This is a genomic window from Chitinophaga fulva (assembly GCF_012927205.1).
Classification (GTDB): domain Bacteria; phylum Bacteroidota; class Bacteroidia; order Chitinophagales; family Chitinophagaceae; genus Chitinophaga; species Chitinophaga fulva.
The window spans coordinates 606,251-626,138 of sequence record NZ_JABBGC010000004.1; the positions used below are offsets into that span (position 1 = coordinate 606,251).

General features: G+C 47.8%; 18 protein-coding genes. 10 read left to right on the forward strand and 8 right to left on the reverse strand.

All coding sequences use genetic code 11. The features are described 5' to 3' along the window. Positions 1-40: 40 nt before the first annotated feature. From HHL17_RS30920 to HHL17_RS30950, 7 genes are all read left to right on the forward strand, one after another. Complete coding sequence (locus HHL17_RS30920; protein ID WP_169228675.1) at positions 41-403, forward strand: hotdog family protein; 363 nt, start codon at positions 41-43, stop codon at positions 401-403. Next, entirely contained in the window at positions 404-1,588 is a 1,185-nt protein-coding gene (locus HHL17_RS33870) for a DUF2062 domain-containing protein (RefSeq protein ID WP_169228676.1), read from the forward strand. Positions 1,589-1,663: 75 nt separating this feature from the next. After that, on the forward strand, positions 1,664-5,539 hold the full coding sequence (locus HHL17_RS30930; RefSeq protein ID WP_169228677.1) for a trifunctional MMPL family transporter/lysophospholipid acyltransferase/class I SAM-dependent methyltransferase: 3,876 nt from the start codon (positions 1,664-1,666) through the stop codon (positions 5,537-5,539). Continuing rightward, positions 5,526-7,043, forward strand: a complete 1,518-nt coding sequence (locus tag HHL17_RS30935; protein ID WP_169228678.1) for a phytoene desaturase family protein — start codon at positions 5,526-5,528, stop codon at positions 7,041-7,043. The genes HHL17_RS30930 and HHL17_RS30935 overlap by 14 nt, the downstream gene beginning before the upstream one ends. Positions 7,044-7,045: 2 nt before the next feature. Continuing rightward, on the forward strand, positions 7,046-8,734 hold the full coding sequence (locus tag HHL17_RS30940; RefSeq protein WP_317166652.1) for a C45 family peptidase: 1,689 nt from the start codon (positions 7,046-7,048) through the stop codon (positions 8,732-8,734). Beyond that, the gene (gene acpS, locus HHL17_RS30945) at positions 8,731-9,105 is read left to right on the forward strand and encodes a holo-ACP synthase (RefSeq protein ID WP_169228679.1); all 375 of its coding nucleotides are present in this window, start codon (positions 8,731-8,733) and stop codon (positions 9,103-9,105) included. Before HHL17_RS30940 ends, acpS begins: the two co-directional genes overlap by 4 nt. 12 nt (positions 9,106-9,117) lie before the next feature. Next, a complete protein-coding gene (locus HHL17_RS30950; protein ID WP_169228680.1) occupies positions 9,118-10,410 on the forward strand; it encodes a phenylacetate--CoA ligase family protein in 1,293 nt (430 codons plus the stop codon). On the opposite strand, the gene HHL17_RS30955 is transcribed toward HHL17_RS30950, so the two are convergent. From HHL17_RS30955 to HHL17_RS30985, 7 genes are all read right to left on the reverse strand, one after another. Continuing rightward, positions 10,407-10,613, reverse strand: a complete 207-nt coding sequence (locus HHL17_RS30955) for a hypothetical protein (RefSeq protein ID WP_169228681.1) — start codon at positions 10,611-10,613, stop codon at positions 10,407-10,409. The genes HHL17_RS30950 and HHL17_RS30955 overlap by 4 nt on opposite strands. Positions 10,614-10,623: 10 nt before the next feature. Next, positions 10,624-11,385, reverse strand: a complete 762-nt coding sequence (locus HHL17_RS30960) for an alpha/beta fold hydrolase (RefSeq protein WP_169228682.1) — start codon at positions 11,383-11,385, stop codon at positions 10,624-10,626. Positions 11,386-11,639: 254 nt separating this feature from the next. Continuing rightward, positions 11,640-11,897, reverse strand: coding sequence for a hypothetical protein (locus tag HHL17_RS30965; RefSeq protein ID WP_169228683.1), 258 nt, complete (start codon positions 11,895-11,897; stop codon positions 11,640-11,642). A 24-nt stretch (positions 11,898-11,921) separates the two neighbouring features. Continuing rightward, positions 11,922-12,407 carry a hypothetical protein gene (locus HHL17_RS30970; RefSeq protein ID WP_169228684.1) on the reverse strand — a complete coding sequence of 162 codons (486 nt, stop codon included), beginning with the start codon at positions 12,405-12,407 and terminating at the stop codon, positions 11,922-11,924. A gap of 162 nt (positions 12,408-12,569) precedes the next feature. Next, positions 12,570-12,746: a hypothetical protein gene (locus tag HHL17_RS30975; protein WP_169228685.1), complete on the reverse strand. Its 177-nt coding sequence runs from the start codon at positions 12,744-12,746 to the stop codon at positions 12,570-12,572. Then, positions 12,739-13,320 (reverse strand): zeta toxin family protein, encoded by a 582-nt coding sequence (locus tag HHL17_RS30980; protein ID WP_169228686.1) that lies wholly within the window; start codon positions 13,318-13,320, stop codon positions 12,739-12,741. Before HHL17_RS30980 ends, HHL17_RS30975 begins: the two co-directional genes overlap by 8 nt. Positions 13,321-13,330: 10 nt before the next feature. Further along, positions 13,331-13,819: a DUF6702 family protein gene (locus HHL17_RS30985; RefSeq protein WP_169228687.1), complete on the reverse strand. Its 489-nt coding sequence runs from the start codon at positions 13,817-13,819 to the stop codon at positions 13,331-13,333. A 69-nt stretch (positions 13,820-13,888) separates the two neighbouring features. Between HHL17_RS30985 and HHL17_RS30990 the strand changes: the two genes are divergently transcribed. The 3 genes from HHL17_RS30990 to HHL17_RS31000 are packed head-to-tail and all read left to right on the forward strand — an operon-like array spanning position 13,889 to position 17,640. Continuing rightward, complete coding sequence (locus tag HHL17_RS30990; RefSeq protein ID WP_169228688.1) at positions 13,889-14,470, forward strand: HupE/UreJ family protein; 582 nt, start codon at positions 13,889-13,891, stop codon at positions 14,468-14,470. 33 nt (positions 14,471-14,503) lie between these two features. Continuing rightward, positions 14,504-16,825 (forward strand): M1 family metallopeptidase, encoded by a 2,322-nt coding sequence (locus HHL17_RS30995; RefSeq protein WP_169228689.1) that lies wholly within the window; start codon positions 14,504-14,506, stop codon positions 16,823-16,825. Between the two features lie 5 nt (positions 16,826-16,830). Then, positions 16,831-17,640 (forward strand): alpha/beta hydrolase, encoded by an 810-nt coding sequence (locus HHL17_RS31000; RefSeq protein ID WP_169228690.1) that lies wholly within the window; start codon positions 16,831-16,833, stop codon positions 17,638-17,640. 594 nt (positions 17,641-18,234) lie between these two features. Here HHL17_RS31000 and HHL17_RS31005 read toward each other — a convergent pair. Continuing rightward, positions 18,235-19,866 (reverse strand): RagB/SusD family nutrient uptake outer membrane protein, encoded by a 1,632-nt coding sequence (locus HHL17_RS31005; RefSeq protein ID WP_169228691.1) that lies wholly within the window; start codon positions 19,864-19,866, stop codon positions 18,235-18,237. Positions 19,867-19,888: the final 22 nt, after the last annotated feature.

Consider the following 19,888-nt stretch of genomic DNA (forward strand, 5'->3'; position numbering starts at 1 on the left):
CGAAGCGAAGACAGAAATATTAAAATATCAAAATATCAAAATGCTAAAAGGAAACTTTTACAACATAAGAACCGTCGTAAATGAAAATGGCCAGGTAACCCTCACCCTGGAACTGAATGCGGCGCATCCTATTTTCGGTGGCCACTTTCCTGAACAACCAGTTGTGCCCGGCGTATGTATGATGCAGATCATCACCGAAACACTGGAAGATGCCGTACAGCAGAAAGTATTGTTGCAGAAAGCCGGTCTGATGAAGTTCCTGAATATGATAGATCCGGTACAGCAACCGCTGGTAGATGTGAACCTGACTTACAAGGCAGAAGAGAACGGAGGATGGAAAGTGAACGCCACCCTGAAAAGGGAAGCCACCACATTTATGAAATTTCAGGGAGTATTTAAATAAGTGACAGCCAACAATACACATAACGAACATTTTGAGCGTCATCGCGCGGCGGTGCTCATTCCTACCTACAACAACGCTACTACGCTGGAAGAGGTGGTGAAGGGTGCGTTGTCATATACATCGCATGTGATTGTCGTGAATGACGGTGCCACCGATCATACCAGCACTATTCTCGGGAAATATCCTGCCGTACATAAAGTGTCGTATAGCCCTAACCGTGGTAAAGGCATCGCCCTTCGCCGGGGTTTTGAATATGCGCTGACACAAGGCTATGATTACGTGATCACCATGGATGCAGACGGACAGCATTTTGCCTCCGACCTGCCCGGTATGCTGGAAAAGATCAATACACATCCGGATACACTGGTAATAGGCGCCCGCAACCTGAACCAGGAAAACATGCCTGGCAAAAACAGTTTTGCCAATAAGTTTTCCAATTTCTGGTTTTATGTGGAAACTGGGCTGAAAGGGCCGGACACACAATCGGGATACCGGTTGTACCCGCTGCGCCGCATGGGCCGCACCCGCTGGTGGTGCACCAAATATGAATTTGAAATAGAAGTGCTGGTACGCAGCGCCTGGAAAGGCGTAAAGATTGACTGGACACCAGTGAAAGTATACTATCCGCCCGCTGAGGAACGGATATCTCACTTCCGCCCGTTCCAGGATTTTTCACGCATCAGCGTATTAAATACCGTATTGGTACTGATTACTTTCCTGTACATCAAACCAAGAGACTTTTTGCTGTGGATGCTGAAAAAGGAGAACTGGAAGAAGATGTGGAAAGAAGAAATACTGAACGCTGAAGAATCCAATGCACGCAAAGCGGCAGCCATTGGTTTCGGCGTATTCATGGGCATTGTGCCCATATGGGGATTCCAGCTGCTGGTGGCCTTCCTGGTATCCGTTAAACTGAAGCTCAATAAAGCGCTGGTGTTCCTTGCCGCTCATGTGAGCACGCCACCGTTAACTCCCTTTGTGATCTTTTTCAGCTTCCTGGCAGGAAAGGTCTGGATGGGAAGATCAGCCAAAGATCTGTTGTTTGATAAACATTTTTCCATAGCCGCAGTAGGGGATAACCTGCTCCAGTACGTTTTCGGCGCCATTACACTGGCCATCGCCGCAGGACTGGCAGCATGGGCTATCAGTTATGCCTTACTGGCCATATTCAGAAAAAACAAATAAATACTGGCGAACTGCGTATTACCATGGACATCACCATCCGTAATCCGTTATTCGCCATTCGTAACTAAGTCACATATGAGCAGTCTTTTCGTAGCGATCTATAATTTTTTTGACCGGCACAAGCTGGCGTTATGGTGTTGCACCATCGTAAGCTTTGTGTTAGTTGGCTTTTTCGCGTCACGTATCAGGCTGGAAGAAGATATTACCAAAATACTGCCGCAGGACAAGAAGCTGGATAAACTGCAACAGGTGTTCCAGGATTCCAAATTTGCGGACAAGCTGGTGGTGACACTGTCACAGAAAGACACCACCAAAGCACCGGTACCGGATAGTCTTACTGCTTGCGCGGCTTCATTGGTAGCCTCCGCAGGTAACCAGTTATCGCCTTACATCCGGCAGATACAGGGCCAGACAGAAGATGCACAGGTTATTGGCATGATGGACCTCATCCAGAAAAACCTGCCCGTTTTCCTGGAGCCGGGCGACTATACGAAAATTGACAGCCTGCTGGCGCCGGAGCAGTTGCAACGTTCCCTGCAATATGACTACAATACGCTGATTTCTCCCGCCGGACTGGTACTGAAACGGGTAATACAGGCAGACCCGGTAGGCATTTCCTGGATAGGCATCAAAAAATTACAGCACCTTCAGTACGACGATCATTTTGAGTTGTACGATAACTATGTGATGACGAAAGACCACCGTCATCTCATGATATTTATTACACCGGCTAACCCTCCCGGTGCTACGAAAATCAATGCGAAGTTCCTTGCAGGACTGGATAATATCAAAGACAGCCTGTCCCGCCAATACCCTGATGTGAGCGTCAGCTATTTCGGTGGTACGGCCGTTTCCGCCGGCAATGCCACGCAGCTGCGCCAGGACACGCTGCTCACGCAGGGCATCACCATTGTGCTGCTGGTAGCGCTGATAGCGCTGTTTTTCCGTAAGAAACGGGCACCTGTAGTAGTGATGCTGCCGGTGATCTTCGGCGGGCTGTTTTCATTGGCTTGTATTTACCTGATCAAAGGTCATATTGCCGTGATGGCATTGGGCGCCGGCGCGGTAGTACTGGGCATTGCGGTGAACTATTCCCTGCATGTGTTCAACCATTACCGTCATACCGACGATATCCGGGAAGTGATCGCTGATCTGGCCACGCCCATGACGCTGGGAAGTTTCACCACCATTGGTGGTTTTCTCTGCCTGCAGTTTTTGGGTTCGCCCATGCTGCGCGATGTGGGGCTGTTTGCCGCACTCAGCCTGGTAGGTGCCGCGTTGTTCTCCCTGATATTCTTACCGCATTGGATTGTGCTGGGCAAACACGGCAATAAACCAGCGGAGCATCACGACAACTGGCTGGACCGCTTCTCTGCGCTCAAACCGGAGCGCAATAAATACCTGGTCGGCGCTATTTTCCTGTTGACGATCGTGTTTTTCTTTACCGCCCGCAACGTGTCTTTCGAAAGTGACATGATGCGGATGAACTTCATGTCGCCGGAACTGAAGGCGGCGGAAACACATCTGAATAACATCAATGCCTACACGGCGCAATCCGTGTATGTGGTGTCAGACGGTGATAACCTGGAATCCGCATTGGAGAACACGGAACAACTGACGCCTGCCATCAGCCAATTGCAGTCGGAAGGAGTTGTGAAAAAATACGCTGGCGTACAAACGCTGTTGTTGTCTGAAAAAGAACAACAGGCCCGTATTGAACGCTGGAAACATTACTGGACACCGGAAAAACAGGCGCAGCTGCTGTCCTGGCTCCGTAGCCACGGCACTGAAGTGGGATTCAGCGCCACCGCTTTCGATAAGTTTGCTGCGTTGCTGAATACGCCTTATCAGCCTATGGCCAGGGAAGACCTGGAGACTTTCCGCAAAGGTACCCTGGGTGATTTTATCATCGAAAAGAATGGCCGCACGTCTATTGTGACGCTGCTGAAAGTAGACCCCGCGCGTAAAAAGGACGTATATGCCGCGCTCGATCAGCATACGCATACAACTGTGCTGGACAAACAATATGCCGCCAACCGGTTGGTGGAAGTGATCCGGGATGAATTCAACAGTATCGCCTGGATGACCTCTATGCTGGTATTCCTGGCGCTGTTGCTGTCTTACGGCCGTATAGAACTGGCGCTGATCACCTTTATCCCGATGGCGCTCAGCTGGGTGTGGATATTGGGTATCATGGGCTTGTTCGGTATCAAGTTTAATATTGTCAACATCATCTTGTCCACTTTTATTTTTGGTTTGGGAGATGATTACAGCATATTTATGATGGATGGGCTGTTGCAGGAATACAAAACCGGCAAGAAAACGCTGTCGTCTTTCAAATCCTCTATCTTCCTTTCTGCTATCACCACCATTCTGGGACTGGGTGTACTGATTTTCGCCCAGCATCCGTCATTGAAATCTATTGCGCTGATCTCTATTATCGGTATCGGTACGGTGGTATTGATTTCCCAGGTGATGATACCCGTGTTGTTCAACTGGCTGATCACTAACCGCGTGAAGAAAGGCTATGCGCCCTGGACCTTCAAAGGGTGGATACTGTCTGTATTTTCATTCCTGTACTTCACCACGGGCTGCCTGATCATGACGCTGCTGGGCAACATCCTGATCCGCCTTAATCCGGTCAACAAAGAAAAGGGTAAGCTGCTGTACCACCGTATTCTGTCTGCCTATACGCATAGTGTGTTGTATATCATGACCAACGTGAAGAAACGCATTATCAATCCGGATAATGAGCAGTTGAAGAAACCGGCCGTGATCATCAGCAACCACCAGTCTTTTCTCGATATCCTGGTATCTACCATGCTGCATCCCAAAGTGATCCTGCTCACGAATCAATGGGTATGGCGTTCGCCGGTATTCGGCGCCGTGGTGCGGTTGGCCGACTACTACCCGGTAGCCGATGGTGCGGAAGGGGCCATTGAGAAACTGAAAGCACGTGTAGCGGAAGGATATTCCATTGTGGTATATCCCGAGGGCACCCGTTCCCCGGACCCGGTGATCAAGCGTTTCCACAAAGGCGCCTTTTACATTGCCGAACAACTGGGACTGGATATTCTGCCGATCGTTATTCACGGTACCGCCTATACGATGAGTAAAGGTGATTTCCTCCTGAAAGACGGTCACGTGACGGTGAAATACCTGCCGCGCATTACACCGGACGATCACAGTTGGGGGGATAACTATAGTGCCCGTACGAAATCCATCAGCCGTTATTTTAAACAGGAATATGAAAACCTGCGCCAGGAGATAGAAGTACCTTCTTATTTCCGCGAGCAGTTGAAATACAACTTCATCTATAAAGGGCCTGTGCTGGAATGGTACATGAAAGTAAAAACCAGCCTGGAACGTAACTATGAACTGTTTCATCAGTTGCTGCCGAAAGAAGGCCGCATACTGGACCTCGGCTGTGGGTATGGTTTTATGAGTTATATGCTGGCGTATACAGCACCCGGCCGGGAAATCACCGGTATTGACTATGATGAGGAGAAAATTACCACCGCAGCACACTGTTATGCTAAACCACAGAACCTGCAATTCATCCACGGTGACATTTCGGATACACCGTTTGAAAAATACGATGCCTTCATCCTGAGTGATGTGTTGCATTACCTGCAACCCGATGAACAGGAACAGCTGTTGCAACAGTGCATCAACAGGCTTACTCCCGATGGTGTGATCGTGGTAAGGGATGGCGACGCTGACAAAGCCAAACGGCACGAAGGCACAAGATTTACTGAATTTTTATCAACCCGGGTAATAGGATTTAATAAGACGAAGAACAAGGAATTATCGTTCTTTTCAGCTGCGCATGTGCGTGGTCTGGTAGGCAAATATGGCGCAGTAGCAGAAGAAATAGACAATACCCGTTATACATCCAACGTAATATTTGTTATTAAAAAATCCCCCCAAAAAAATTATGCACAACTATGATGTGATCATTATCGGCAGTGGTCTTGGCGGACTGGTATGTGGAGCCATCCTCAGCCGGAATGGTTATAAGGTACGCATATACGAAAAGAACCGCCAACCGGGTGGTTGCCTTCAGACCTTTTCCCGCGATAAAGTCATCTTTGATTCCGGTGTGCATTACATCGGTGGACTCGGAGAAGGAGAGAACCTGCACAAAATCTTCTCTTACCTGGGTATTATGGACAAATTGAAGCTGAAACGCATGGATGCCGACGGCTTCGACCATATCAACTTTGGTACAGAAGACAAAGTATACCGGATTGCCCAGGGAAGGGACCATTTCATCCGTACCCTGGCGGCCGATTTTCCCGAAGAAACAGCCGCCCTGCATGCGTATTGTGATAAGATCACTGAGGTGTGCAGCAAGTTTCCGTTATATAACCTGCGGCTGGGCGACTATGATGAAAAACGCAGCGTGCTGCAACTGAATGCGGCCAGCGTTATCGAAAGTTTTACCGGGAATTACCGGCTGCAACAAGTGCTGGCGGGTAATAACCTGTTATACGCCGGCGTGAGGGATAAAACGCCCTTTTACGTACATGCGTTGGTGTTAAACAGCTATATGCAGAGTTCCTGGAAATGTGTGGATGGCGGTTCGCAGATTGCCCGCCTGCTGTGCCGGTGCATCACTGAAAACGGCGGAGAAATAATCCGGAATACCGAAGTGCTGAAGATCGTTGGCCAGGGCGACCGTGTAGATCACCTGGTGCTGGAAACCGGAGGAAAAGTGACTGGAGATTATTTTATTTCCAACCTGCATCCAGCCCAGACAACAGCCATCACAGAAAGCGATGCCATACGCGGGGCTTATCGTACCCGTATGCAGAAACTGGAGAATTCCACCGGTGCTTTTGTGCTCAACGTCGTGTTGAAACCTGGCAGCTTTCCCTACCTTAATCACAACTACTATCACCACGCCACAGATGATGCCTGGGCCGGGATTGATTGTACGCCTGACCAATGGCCGCAGACCTACGCCATATACGTGTCTGCCAGCTCCCGGCATGAGACCTATGCTGACAGCCTCTCCGTAATGACGTATATGCGTTATGAAGAGTTGGCGCCCTGGCAGCATACTTTTAATACCGAAAGAACGGAAGCCAGCAGGGGCGCTGACTATGAAGCTTTTAAAGTACAGAAGGCCGAGCAGCTCATTGAGGCGGTGGAGAAAAAATTCCCGGGCTTCCGCAACTGTGTGCAGTCGTATTCTGTGGCTACCCCGCTTTCCTACCGGGATTATATCGGTACCAGCGACGGCAGTATGTACGGCGTCCTGAAAGATAGTGAAGATCCGCTACGGACCATGGTTTCAGCCCGTACCCGGTTGTCTAATTTGTATCTTACCGGGCAAAACCTGAACTTGCATGGTATTTTAGGAGTGACCATGAGTAGTGTGATCACTTCAGCCGAACTACTGGGAATGGAATTCCTGGTAGAAGAAATTAATCAGTCAATACTTAAATAAAAGTGGAAAAGAAAAAAAGAAGCGGATGGCGGAGACTGGGACGGGTGTTGTTATATACTTTCGGCGCCATCCTGTTGTTGTTTGTCGCGCTGGCCATATACCTGGTGTCTGTGAGTCGCATGACACCGCCGAAGATTGCCGATAAATCGGCATTACAGCTGCAACGCAAAGCGCTGGACAGTACCGCCTGGACGATCGGCAACAACTGGTTCCGCAAAAGCAACAGCGGACTGTATGAAATGTATGTGGAAGGCGCTCCTTTCGAAAGAGGGGTGATCAACGGCAAGCTGTCCGGTGAACTGATCCGCCACCAGGAAGATGTTTTTGTAGAACAGATCCGCAAAATGATCCCTTCTACTTCTTATCTCCATTTCCTGAAATATTTCATCGGTTGGTTCAACAGGAACCTGAGTGATCATGTGGCGGAAGAATTCAAGGAAGAGATCTATGGAGAATCTTTCTCCGCTGCCGCCGGTTACGATTTTATCGGCAGTAACTACGAAAGGCTGATGAACTACCACGGCGCGCACGATATCGGCCATGCCCTGCAAGGCATGATGCTGGTAGGCTGTACCTCCTTCGGTACGTGGAACAGCAACTCCGCTGACAGTAACCTGATCATCGGCCGCAACTTCGATTTCTACATGGGCGATAAGTTCGCCGAAGATAAAATGGTAGTGTTTTATCATCCCGACAAAGGCCACAACTTTATGTTCGTTACCTGGGGCGGCTTTACGGGTGTGGTATCTGGTATGAACGATAAAGGCCTGACCGTTACCATTAACGCTGCCAAAACCAACGTGCCTACCGGCGCCGCTACGCCTGTATCGCTGGTGGCAAGGGAAATACTGCAATATGCCCGTAACATACAGGAAGCCTGGGCTATCGCACAAAAACGGAAGATGTTTGTGTCTGAATCTTTTCTGATCGGTTCCGCGGAAGACAATAAAGCGGTAGTGATCGAAAAAACACCGGAAGGCATGGACCTCTACGATCCCAAAAAGAACTTCATCACCTGCACCAACCACTTCCAGGGAGATTCGCTTGGCAGTCTGGAATCCAACAAATTACAGATCAAAGAAAGCGCTTCCGAATATCGTTACGAGCGTTTAAATGAGCTGCTGAAAGAGAACGGCCCCAATACCGTGCAGAAGACCATCAATATCCTGCGTGACCGTAAAGGGCTGCATGGCGCCAATATCGGTCTGGGTAATGAAAAGGCGATCAACCAGTTCATTGCGCACCATGCCATCGTATTTGAGCCGAAGAAAAGAATGGTATGGATATCTGCCGCACCGTGGCAGCTGGGGCAGTTTGTGGCATATGACCTGAATAAAATCTTCAGCATGCACGGCCTCGACAGTGACCACGAAGTATATGACAGTGTGCAGAATGTATCCGCTGATAGTTTCCTGTTGACCAACGAATACACGTCATTCAAAGTGTACCGTCAATTAAAAGCGCAGCTGCAGGAGGGCAGGGATATCGATACAAAAGCGCTGGTAGCCTCTAATCCGGAGTTTTATCATACCTATGTGCTGGCAGGCGATTACGATTTCAAAAAAGGTAACTTCGCGGAAGCTAAACAATACTATGAAACAGCCCTCACCAAGGTAATAGCTACCAAAGGAGAGGAGATGCATATCCGTAAGCAGTTGGAACAATGCAAGGTTAAACTGTCAAAAAAATGATTGTTGGTATAGGCACAGATATCACGGATGTAGCGCGTATCGCGGAGAGGCTGGCCAAAGGTACCGGTTTCCGCGACCTCGTGTTTACACCACAGGAGATCGCTTACTGCGAGCAGCAGGCATCGCCGCAGGAGAGTTATGCCGCCCGCTTTGCCGCTAAGGAAGCGTTCCTGAAAGCGCTGGGCACTGGTTGGGGCAATGGCGGCGTGAACTTCAATGAAATAGAAATACGCAACGATGCAGCCGGAAAACCGGAACTGTTCCTGCTGACAGACAATCCCCGGTATACCTCGCTGGGCGTCAAAAAAATATGGGTGTCATTGTCACATGAAAAAAATGCAGCTGTGGCAATGGTTATTCTTGAAAGCTGAATATCGTAACATATGTACATTCCCGATATAGAACTACAGTCAAAAGCCGCTATCAGGGCATTCCAGGAGAAGGAAGTCATGAGGCTGCTCGGTTATCTGCGTGAGTTTTCTCCCTTCTACAGATCATGGTTCAAACAACACGATATACATCCTGACCAGGTCCGTTCCCTGGAAGAATTCAGCCAGATCCCTCCGGTGACCAAACAGGAATTACAGGAGCACAACTGGGAGTTTCTTTGTGTAGACAAAAGCCATATCGCGGAATATACCACTACCTCCGGTACTTTAGGCCGTCCCGTGATCATTGCGCTCACAGAGAAAGATCTGCAACGCCTCAGCTATAATGAATACATCTCTTTCTGTTGCGCGGACGGTACCGATAGCGATATTTTCCAGCTGATGCTGACACTGGACCGTCAGTTTATGGCCGGTATGGCTTATTACAACGGTATCCGCAAACTGGGCGCCGGCGTGCTGCGTGTAGGCCCGGGCGTGCCCAGTATGCAGTGGGAGAACATTCAGCGCATCAAACCAACGACTATTGTCGGTGTGCCTTCTTTCATCGTGAAACTGATTGCTTACGCCAAAGAACATCATATCAATATCAACGAAACATCTGTCCGTAAAGCAGTTTGTATCGGTGAAAATATCCGTAATACTGATTTCTCGCTCAATGTACTGGGCAAGAAGATCACAGAGCAGTGGAATATCCAGCTGTATTCCACCTATGCCTCCACTGAAATGCAGACGGCTTTCACCGAATGCAAAGCTGGTAAGGGCGGGCATCATCATCCTGAATTACTCTACGTGGAACTGCTGGATGAAAACAACCAGCCCGTCGCCCCGGGGCAGGAAGGAGAGGTGACCATCACCACGCTGGGCGTGGAAGGCATGCCGCTGCTTCGCTATAAAACCGGCGACATCTGCCAGTACCACGAAGAAACATGCAGCTGCGGAAGACATACGCTGCGACTGTCTCCGGTTATCGGCAGAAAAAAACAAATGATCAAATACAAAGGCACCACGTTGTACCCGCCAGCGCTGTTCGACCTGCTCAACGATATGGAAGAAGTAAAAGAGTTTGTAGTGGAAGTATACTCCAACGAGCTCGGCACCGATGAAATACTGATGCACGTTTGGCCTACAGAAGAATCCGAAGAAATGGACCGCAAGATCAAATCCTATCTGCAGGCTAAACTGAGGGTGATACCACAGGTGAAGTATTGCAACCAGCAGGATATTATGCGGATGCAGTTCCCGGAGAACAGCAGGAAGCCCGTGAAGTTTGTGGATAATAGGAGTTAGGAGGTCGCAAGACCATGTTTTGCCTGGTATTGGCTGAGAACCTGATTTTGATTGAAGGTATCGATTTTATCATCAGTGAATTGTTCTCCGGTATCTTCACAAACATAGTAATGATAGGTAATATCAAAAGATTCTTGGCGATATTCCAATGTCATTGGTTTCTTTTCTAATCGTGTGCTGCCTCCTGTAAATGGACTTTTCATAATTGTCATTTTACAATGTTTCAATAAATTTTTTAGCTGCCTCGAGCGTCAATGCCGGGGCTTCTTTATGTGGCGTATGTCCGATGCCCGGCACTATATACTGCGTCGCTTTGCCGCTCACCTGGCTGACTGTTCTTTCCACCTGTGCGAGTGTCCCGTACTCATCGGCTTCTCCCTGTATAAACAACAGCGGGCAGGTGATTTCGGGTAAAAAATGTTCAATATTCCAATCCCTGAAATCGGTACGGGTCCATGTTTCGGTCCATGCGCGGAAAAGTGTGTCCGTTTTGTCTCCGTGGTATTTTTGCAGGCGCTGGGGCAGGGTAGTGGTCAGGTAAGCGTGCATCGCATCGCGTATACCCTTCAACGTTATTTCTTCTACGAAAATATGTGCCGCCTCACAGATAACGGCTTTTATCTGCAGCGGGTATTTGCCTGCGGTAATTAAGGCTATAGAACCACCATCACTGTGACCGAATAGTATCACCTGGTCTATTTCCAGGTGAGTGAGTAAAGCATGCAGGGTATCTGCTTCCGTTTCCATATAGCTGACTGGTCTGTCACCGGCCGGCATGGGTGCTGACAAGCCATAACCCAGGCGGTCGTAGATGAGCGCATTACATTGGGTGGCATTCGCCAGTTGCTGGGGGAAGTCCCGCCATAGCGCCGTGCTGCCCAGTGAGTCGTGCAGGAACACAATGACCGGTCTGCCGGGATATTTTTTATAGTGATGAATTGCGAGGCCGTCGAATGAAAAAGTATGCGTATCCATTATCCTGCTTTGCCTCTCGAAGATAAGGAGAAAAGAACTTTCCCATTGACCATTTTGTTGGTGGTAAGAACTTTGACAAACATCTTATTTTCCTGTTTGCAGCGCAGTAGATCAATGCCAAGAAACTAGGGCTAATCGTATATGTAAATGAATGTTCTCTTTCTTATATCTGTAACTAGTTATGTATATTCGCAAAGGAGGTAAATGTCAGTATGTTGAAACATCTTACATAATGGTAGGGCGTATCGTCTCGATTAATCATTTTCAAATACAGTCTTAAGCGCGACCTTTATTTTTTCAGTCAACTCGGGGGTGAAACTCTTGGTGTGAATCCTTCCATTCATATGCACGATAATTTGTCCCCCTTCCTCTTCTATTTCATCTTCCAGTTTTCGCAACCCCCACATCACCCTGTATTTTATCAGTTCTGTCGTGGTTGATAACAGTTGATCTGCAATTGGCTGAATAATTTCATTGGTTTCCTTCACCTCGTACTCGATGTATACTTTCATGTTTCTTGCTTTATTTTAAAATTATTACCTTTTGAGAATTAATGTTTTAATAAGTTCCCAAATAATCACTACTACGGCTGTAACTGTGGTGATAATCGTTGCCCTATTGGCGATATTTGCACGATTTTCAGCTTTATTAGCACTTAACCTTGCATCATGGGCTGCCGCATTGGATAATTCCAGGTTTGTGACGGTGAGTTCATATAAGTTATCCTGTTTCTTAATTGCGGATAATTGGTTCTCAGCAAATTTTGTGTAACCTCCCTCATGGATAAACTTTGTAATATTGGGAACAAATTTCAAATCTGTAGCAAGGGTAAACTTAAAGCCAAAGCCGCCATGTAATATCTCAACCCAATTACCGTGATCGGTATTAATAATGTAAATATACTTCTTCAGCTCATCTTCTGAGAGATTAAACTTCTCTGCGAATTTGATTGAGGTATATCTGTAAGTTGGATTCTCCAACAAGAAACTAAGTATAGCGTCCTTTATTTGAGGTTCGGTCATTTGAATCATGTTATATGCTATGGTGATCACACCTGACAGCCATTCCGTTTAAGAAATAAATTGTTAAACCAAGCTTATTTATGGGCTATCAGCCAAGGTGTATAAAACATAGGGACGGTGTAAATACCCGGTCGACTTCCTAAAGCGGAAGAAAACCAGCCATTACATAGAGGATAGTAAATCCTTGGCAGGAACGATACTTACATTCCCGTCTTTGTCGCCAATAACAAGATCTTTGTTGGTTGCCGCTCTGATCTCAACCAGTTTCCTGACTGCTTTCTGCGCACCTTTCTGAATTTTTTCAGAAAAAGTCAGCAATTCTTTTTGTTTACTAGTCATTTAATTGGCTTTGTTTTAAGATGATATCCCAAATTTCGGAATTTATTATCAATTTTTCACCACCTCCAAAACCAGATGCTACTGTTGTTGGGATAGTAGTCATGCTATTAATAACACTCCACTCGTAACATATTGGAATATAGATATGTATGAGGTTGTGAATTCCTCTATAATATCTGCGTGTTATTACATCAGAAGGTATATTGTGACCACCATTTCCTACTCTTTCATCTACTCTCTTGCGGGCTACTTCTGGTGAACTCAGCCAGAAATACAACAAAGTCACCTGGTACCCTTCATTCTTCGCTTTTTTTATCAGAGATTGATAACTCCGCGTAGCCAATGTTGTCTCAAATGCAAAATCAGCCTTCTCTTCCAGGAGGAGGTGTATTCTTTTCAGCATCAGTCTTCCTGCTTCCACTGCTACACTCTCGGGATTAAACGGGGATAAGCCTGCAGCAATATTGTCTGCATTGACAAACTCCCGGCAATGCAGTATTTCCGGGAGAATGGTATAACTGGCGGTCGTTTTACCGGCGCCGTTGCAGCCTGATATGATATAAAGGTTCGGCATAATTTGAATTTTAAAACTCCATCACCGCACTCGCCTTCGGATTATCCAGTTTGGTACTTTGTCTTTTCCCGCCTACGATCACGTGTATCATATTGATCTGCGAAGGATGTTGTTGATATAACAAATCATTCATCACGGCCACTTTCTTCGGTGCAGCGATATTTTCAGCGGAGAGGAAGCTCCAGACGGCATCTTCTTCTATCTTGTAGCCCAGGAATCGCAGGGATACTTTCTTCCCGTCGAGGGTTATCTGCAGGTGTTGGGAGAGATAATCGGCGATCATTTTCTCCACCTGTTGCCGGTTGGCTGGTTTGATGATATCGAAAGATGTTTTGTATTGTGTTTTCAGGGTATTTTCCAGGTCATCGGCGAAAATACGGCAGCTGACTTCCAGCTCCTTTTTGGCAGCGTTGTGCGTAATCTCTGTAACACTCACATAGAACGGGTGCAGAATGGCCATCCAGGCCACTGTCCACCATTTACATAATAATAACCCCACTAGACTAATTTTTTTGGGAAAATTAATTTTTACTTTCTATAATTACCAAATTTAGACAAAAGAAGGGCAATGGATCTGATGTATTTTGAACTGGGGTGGCAACATATTCTCAACTGGGAAGGTTATGATCATATACTTTTCGTGATTGCCCTGAGCGCTATTTATGTGGTGAACGAATGGAAAAAGTTGCTGGTCCTGGTGACCGCCTTTACCATCGGGCATTCTATTACGCTGGCTTTGAGTGTGTTACACGTTATTCGGGTATCCAGTTCGCTGGTGGAGTTTCTGATTCCGGTAACCATCTGTATTACAGCATTTTCCAACATTTTAAGAAGGGATGAAGCACCGCAACACCTGCAGCTCAATTACTTTTATGCTTTATTTTTCGGGCTGATACATGGACTGGGTTTTTCCAACTACCTGAAAAGCCTGTTGGGTGGCCAGGCCAACATCGTTAAACCACTGCTGGGATTCAATATCGGACTGGAATTTGGCCAGATCCTGATTGTGGCCGTGGTGATGCTGGTAGCCGGCATTATTGTCAACATCGGACGGGTAGGCCGTCGTGATTGGAACATGTTTTTATCTTCTGCCACCTTTGGCGTTGCCTTCCTGATGGTGATCCAGGGTGTGAGAGAGCTGTTGAAATAACTAAAATCTAAATCTGAAATCGTAAAATCCTCTATGAGAAAAAATCTTTACCTCCTGGGTATCTTATGCAGTACAGCGATGACGCTGCACGCACAGAATCCGGGATCTAACCACGGTAACCGCTTTGAGCAGCTGGGCACCATGCTCCAGACGCCCAATATGTACCGCTCCGCTTCCGGTGCGCCCGGGCCCAAATACTGGCAACAGCGGGCAGATTACGAAATCAATGCAGAACTGGATGACAACAAACAGCGGCTCACCGGCGCTGAAACAGTCACCTATTTCAATAATTCACCGGACCCGCTGACGTATATCTGGCTGCAGCTGGATGAAAACGAGCACGATCCGAAAAGTGATAACCGCAGCTTCGATGGCAGCAAAATAACCGATAAGATGTCCCTGCGGGATATCCGCGGTATCCTGCCACCGACCGGCGACCTGGGCGTGAAAATCGTGAAAGTGACGGATGCGGATGGCAAGGCGCTGCCTTATACCATCAACCAGACCATGATGCGTATCGACCTGCCTAAAACATTGATGCCGGGCGAGAAGTACCGCTTCAAAGTGGAATGGTGGTACAACCTCTCCGACCGTATGGTGACCGGTGGCCGCGGTGGTTATGAATATTTCCCGGAAGATAAAAACTACCTGTATACCATCACCCAATGGTATCCCCGGCTGGCGGTGTATTCCGATTTCCAGGGATGGCAGAACAAACAATTCACCGGCAGAGGGGAATTTGCCCTCACCTTCGGTAATTTCCGTGTACGCCTGACCGTGCCTTCCGATCATATCGTGGGCGCTACCGGCGAATGCCAGAACTATAAAGAAGTGCTTTCCCCTGCGCAATACCAGCGCTGGCAGCAGGCACAAAGCAGTAAAGAGCCTGTCGAAGTGGTAACGCTCGATGAAGCAAAGAAAGCCTTGCAGAACAAAGCCGGCAGCCGTAAAACATGGGTGTATGAAGCACAGAACGTGCGCGACTTCGCCCTCGTTTCTTCCCGCCGCCTTGTATGGGACGCGCTGGCCACTAATATCGAAGGCAACAAGGTAATGGCCATGTCTTATTATGGCCCGGAAGCTTATCCGCTGTATCGCCGCTATTCCACCAAAGTGGTGGCGCATACCCTGAAGTCCTACTCCAGCCATACCATCCCGTATCCTTACCCGGTAGCGATCTCTGTAGAAGCGGCCAACGGTATGGAATACCCGATGATCTGCTTCAACTACGGTCGTGCTGATAAAGACGGTACCTATTCAGAATCTACCAAAAACGGTATGATCGGGGTGATCACCCACGAAGTAGGACACAACTTCTTCCCGATGATCGTCAACTCCGACGAGCGGCAGTGGTCCTGGATGGATGAAGGCCTCAACACTTTCTGCCAGTTTATGGCTGAACAGGAATGGGACAGCAATTTCCCTTCTTCCCGTGGCCCTGCTCATAAGATCGTGGACTATATGAAGATGCCGAAAGATCAGCTGGAGCCTATCATGACCAACTCCGAAAATATCATTCAGTTTGGTCCGAATGCTTATGCTAAACCTGCTACAGCGCTCAATATCCTGCGTGAAACGGTGATGGGCCGCGAACTGTTCGACTTCGCTTTCCGTGAATATGCCCGCCGCTGGGCCTTTAAACATCCTACACCGCCAGATTTCTTCCGTACGATGGAAGACGCTTCGGCTGTTGACCTGGACTGGTTCTGGCGTGGCTGGTTCTACACTATTGAACCGGTAGATATCTCCATTGATAACGTAAAATGGTATAACCTCGCCAGCAAAAATCCGGCTGCCAGCAGTGAGCAGGCTAAAGCGGAATATGAGCGCAATATGGACCATGTGGCCCGCCAACGCAATAAAGCCGCCGGTACTAAATTTGTAGTAGACCAGGATACCAGTCTGCAGGACTTCTATAGCAAATGGAACCGCTTTGAAGTGGCGCCGGAAGACAAAGCCGCTTATGATCAGTTCTACAGCAACCTGACACCAGCGGAAAAAGAAATGTATGACAGCAAAAAGAACTTCTATGAAGTGACTTTTTCCAACGTAGGCGGACTGGTGATGCCAGTCATTCTGGAATGGACATTCGCCGACGGTACTAAAGAAACAGAACGTATCTCTGCTTATATCTGGCGTAAAAATGAAAATCAGGTGACCAAGGTATTCGCCAAAGATAAAAAGGTAGTATCGCTGAAGCTGGACCCGCTCCGCGAAACAGCTGATATCGATGAAAGCAATAACAGCTGGCCAAGGGAAGCCGCTCCGTCCCGGTTTGAAATGTTTAAGGATGGTGCGGGTGTGAGAGGCGCTTCTACCGGCGATAACCCGATGAAAAAAGCCCTTAATAAATAACGTTGATGAAACACACGCTCACCCTCTTACTATTGTTTTTCGGCCTGCAAACGCTTCGCGCGGGCAATGTGGATACGGTCAGTATTCCCAGTGCAGCTATGCAACGCAGCTACAAATGTGTGGTGGTAACACCCGCTTCCTACAAGGAAGGCACACGGCGCTATCCGGTGGTGTATTTACTGCACGGCTATAGCGGCAATTATGCCAACTGGGTCACTAAAGTGCCTGCTATCAAGGAACTGGCGGATACCTATCAATGCATGATCGTATGCCCCGATGGCGCTTTCATGAGCTGGTATCTTAACAGTCCCCTCGATAGTACTATGCGCTTTGAAACTTACGTAGGAAAGGAAATACCGGCATACATCGACCAGCACTATCAGACGCTGCCCGATCCGCGTCACCGTGCTATCACTGGGCTCAGTATGGGAGGACATGGTGCATTGTACCTGGCTATCCGGCACCCGGAAATGTTTGGTGCTGCCGGTAGCATCAGCGGTGGCGTGGATTTCAGACCGTTCCCCAAAAGCTGGGAAATTGTAAAGCTGCTGGGTGAACCGGGCAAAGACGGTGCTAACTGGACCGCCTATACGGTAATGGGACAGCTTAATAAACTTCAGCCGGGCACCCTCCCCATGATCATTGACTGTGGCGTGAAAGATTTTTTCATCGACGTGAACAGGGCTTTACATCAGAAACTGCTGGAAAAAGGAATCGATCATGATTATATAGAACGGCCGGGACAGCATGACTGGAACTACTGGGCAAACTCCATCCACTACCAGCTGCTTTTCTTCCACCGCTTCTTTCAATAATCGGCACAAAGGCATAAAAAATGAAGCCGTCCCGGGAACGGGGCGGCTTTTTTAACTTGCTAATATGTCCTGTTGATCTATGAAAATTATGAAAAATGAATGTCGTTTTTGTTGAAAAAAGCGGCCGTAAGCAGGATTGCAAGCGGCCGGATTATTTTCATGTGACCTAAGTTGAATGCTAAGCGAAATCAGTTGCTTTGTACAGTCCCAGATAGGTGCGGGCGACAATGACTTTGGCATAGGTTTGTCTGTTTGTTGATGACGTAGTACGCCCCCTGTACACCAGAATCGCAATTGAACCGCAAATACTTTCAGTTATAGGTACTTCATGTTTTTCATCACGTGTTATCAGAACTATTTTCGTTATCAGACTAGAAGTCGGGGCAACATAAAGATGGTACCATCGAAAATGAATTTTTTTAATGTGTAATGTGTACACATTAAAAAGCCCATATCCCGGAGCTTCATCTCTTTATATCATTGTCATAATCAGATCTTAGCCCAGGGCTTCAGCCCTGGGAAAAAAAAGCCGGTCCTCGATAGGACCGGCATTTTTTTTTATGCACGCGATTCAAAATAAGTATGTAAATACACTCAGTGAGGAATATCCCACCAAAGCCTTACTCCGCCGTTATCCTGGGCACCGGGGCCCAGCAGCTGGATAGCTTTTAACACTTCTGCTTTATTGGAAGTGTACTCTGCGGCAGGGAAGTTGATCCTTCTGATCTGTATATCAGTATTGATAGTGTTATTGCTGTAATTGTTCACTACCGGGAAGAGTTTAGGATAGCCGGTCCTGCGGAATTCGCTCCAGGCTTCCTGTCCTTCTGGGTAAATGGCAATCCATTTCTGGGTGATGATACGCTCCAGTTTAGTCTTTTTGTCCGCACCTTCATCCCATTTAATGGTGATATTGGTCATGGCAGCATGGTTATTGGCAGCTGCACGCGGATCTACGTAATCGATCGGTTTGGAGGTATTGTCCGCTACATAATTGTTTACTGCAAGTGGATCGGCATCCCACTGGCTGAAGGAAGCACGCATACCTTTTTCGTACAGCTCTCCCGGAGTACCGCCGGCATTGTTCCAGCCATTGAGGGCTGCTTCTGCACGGAGGAACCATACTTCGGCTGCGGTCATCACCTGTAAAGGAGTAGTGGCTTTAAAGGTTTTGTTTTCTGCGTAAGCTGGAACGGAGTACCCGTTATAGGCAGGTTTTGCCTCTACCAGGCTGCCGATGCGGATTCCTTTGTAAGTACCGGGGTAAGCCTTGGCATGATCAAAATACTTCGGCAGGCGCGGATCGTTATACCCTACCAGGAAGGACTCCATAGAGGCGTTCATGGCATTGTCGGTCCACGAAGCGATGATGGTAAACAGCGGGTGTTTCAACCCGAAACCGGAAATGTTCGCATTGTCTCTGGTGATCTCCATTACACCGCCATTGGCAGGGTTCAGTGCTTTTTCAGCTTCGGCCTGTGCTTTGGCAGGTGCTACGCCGGAAATACGGACCGCCAGGCGCAGACGCAGGGAGTTGGCAAACTTGACCCACTGTTTATAGTCACCGCCGTACAGCATATCGAATTTAGAGAACAGGGATACGCCGGGATGCTGGGTCATATAAGTATTCAGCGAAGTAACAGCGGTATCCAGCTCTTTAAAGAAACGGGTGTATACATCTTCCTGTTTGTCATAAGCGGAAGTAGTACCACCAGTACCATAGCTGCTGTAAGGAATAGGACCATAGATATCGGTTACCCGGTGCATGGCCTCTACTTTCAGGATCAGTGCAATAGCCCAGAACTCAGGGGCGGAAACTGCTGCACCTCTTCTTCTTACTTCATAAATAGGCGCCATCACGTTGTTATAGGCAAGCGCAAAAGCAGAACCGTTCCAGTCGTCTACCAGCGAGTACGTCATGTTATTGATGTTACCGCGGAAGTTGTTTGGCGGCATCATATAACCGGAGTATACGTCGCCTATCAGGTTTTGCTGCAACTGATAGTCAGCGGTGGTATTGTTAAAGTTAAAGTAGATGGAAGACTGTATCTGTGGGAAAAAACCACCGATATTGTTGAAGTCGGGCTTCAGCTCCTCTTCGGTCAACCCGGTATTGTCCGTGTTGTATTGCTCGAAGTTTTTGGTACAGGCATTAAGGCCCAGGATACCAGCCGCCAGCGCGATGATGGCCACCGGCTTATATAGTTTGAATCTTAATTTTTTCATCTGTGTTGAATTAAAGGTGAAC

Coding starts and splice junctions, on each gene's coding strand:
- HHL17_RS30920 (WP_169228675.1), top strand. CDS start 41: ATGCTAAAAGGAAACTTTTACAACATAAGAACCGTCGTAAATGAAAAT.
- HHL17_RS30930 (WP_169228677.1), top strand. CDS start 1,664: ATGAGCAGTCTTTTCGTAGCGATCTATAATTTTTTTGACCGGCACAAG.
- HHL17_RS30935 (WP_169228678.1), top strand. CDS start 5,526: ATGCACAACTATGATGTGATCATTATCGGCAGTGGTCTTGGCGGACTG.
- acpS (WP_169228679.1), top strand. CDS start 8,731: ATGATTGTTGGTATAGGCACAGATATCACGGATGTAGCGCGTATCGCG.
- HHL17_RS30950 (WP_169228680.1), top strand. CDS start 9,118: ATGTACATTCCCGATATAGAACTACAGTCAAAAGCCGCTATCAGGGCA.
- HHL17_RS30955 (WP_169228681.1), bottom strand. CDS start 10,613: ATGAAAAGTCCATTTACAGGAGGCAGCACACGATTAGAAAAGAAACCA.
- HHL17_RS30960 (WP_169228682.1), bottom strand. CDS start 11,385: ATGGATACGCATACTTTTTCATTCGACGGCCTCGCAATTCATCACTAT.
- HHL17_RS30965 (WP_169228683.1), bottom strand. CDS start 11,897: ATGAAAGTATACATCGAGTACGAGGTGAAGGAAACCAATGAAATTATT.
- HHL17_RS30970 (WP_169228684.1), bottom strand. CDS start 12,407: ATGACCGAACCTCAAATAAAGGACGCTATACTTAGTTTCTTGTTGGAG.
- HHL17_RS30975 (WP_169228685.1), bottom strand. CDS start 12,746: ATGACTAGTAAACAAAAAGAATTGCTGACTTTTTCTGAAAAAATTCAG.
- HHL17_RS30980 (WP_169228686.1), bottom strand. CDS start 13,320: ATGCCGAACCTTTATATCATATCAGGCTGCAACGGCGCCGGTAAAACG.
- HHL17_RS30990 (WP_169228688.1), top strand. CDS start 13,889: ATGGATCTGATGTATTTTGAACTGGGGTGGCAACATATTCTCAACTGG.
- HHL17_RS30995 (WP_169228689.1), top strand. CDS start 14,504: ATGAGAAAAAATCTTTACCTCCTGGGTATCTTATGCAGTACAGCGATG.
- HHL17_RS31000 (WP_169228690.1), top strand. CDS start 16,831: ATGAAACACACGCTCACCCTCTTACTATTGTTTTTCGGCCTGCAAACG.
- HHL17_RS31005 (WP_169228691.1), bottom strand. CDS start 19,866: ATGAAAAAATTAAGATTCAAACTATATAAGCCGGTGGCCATCATCGCG.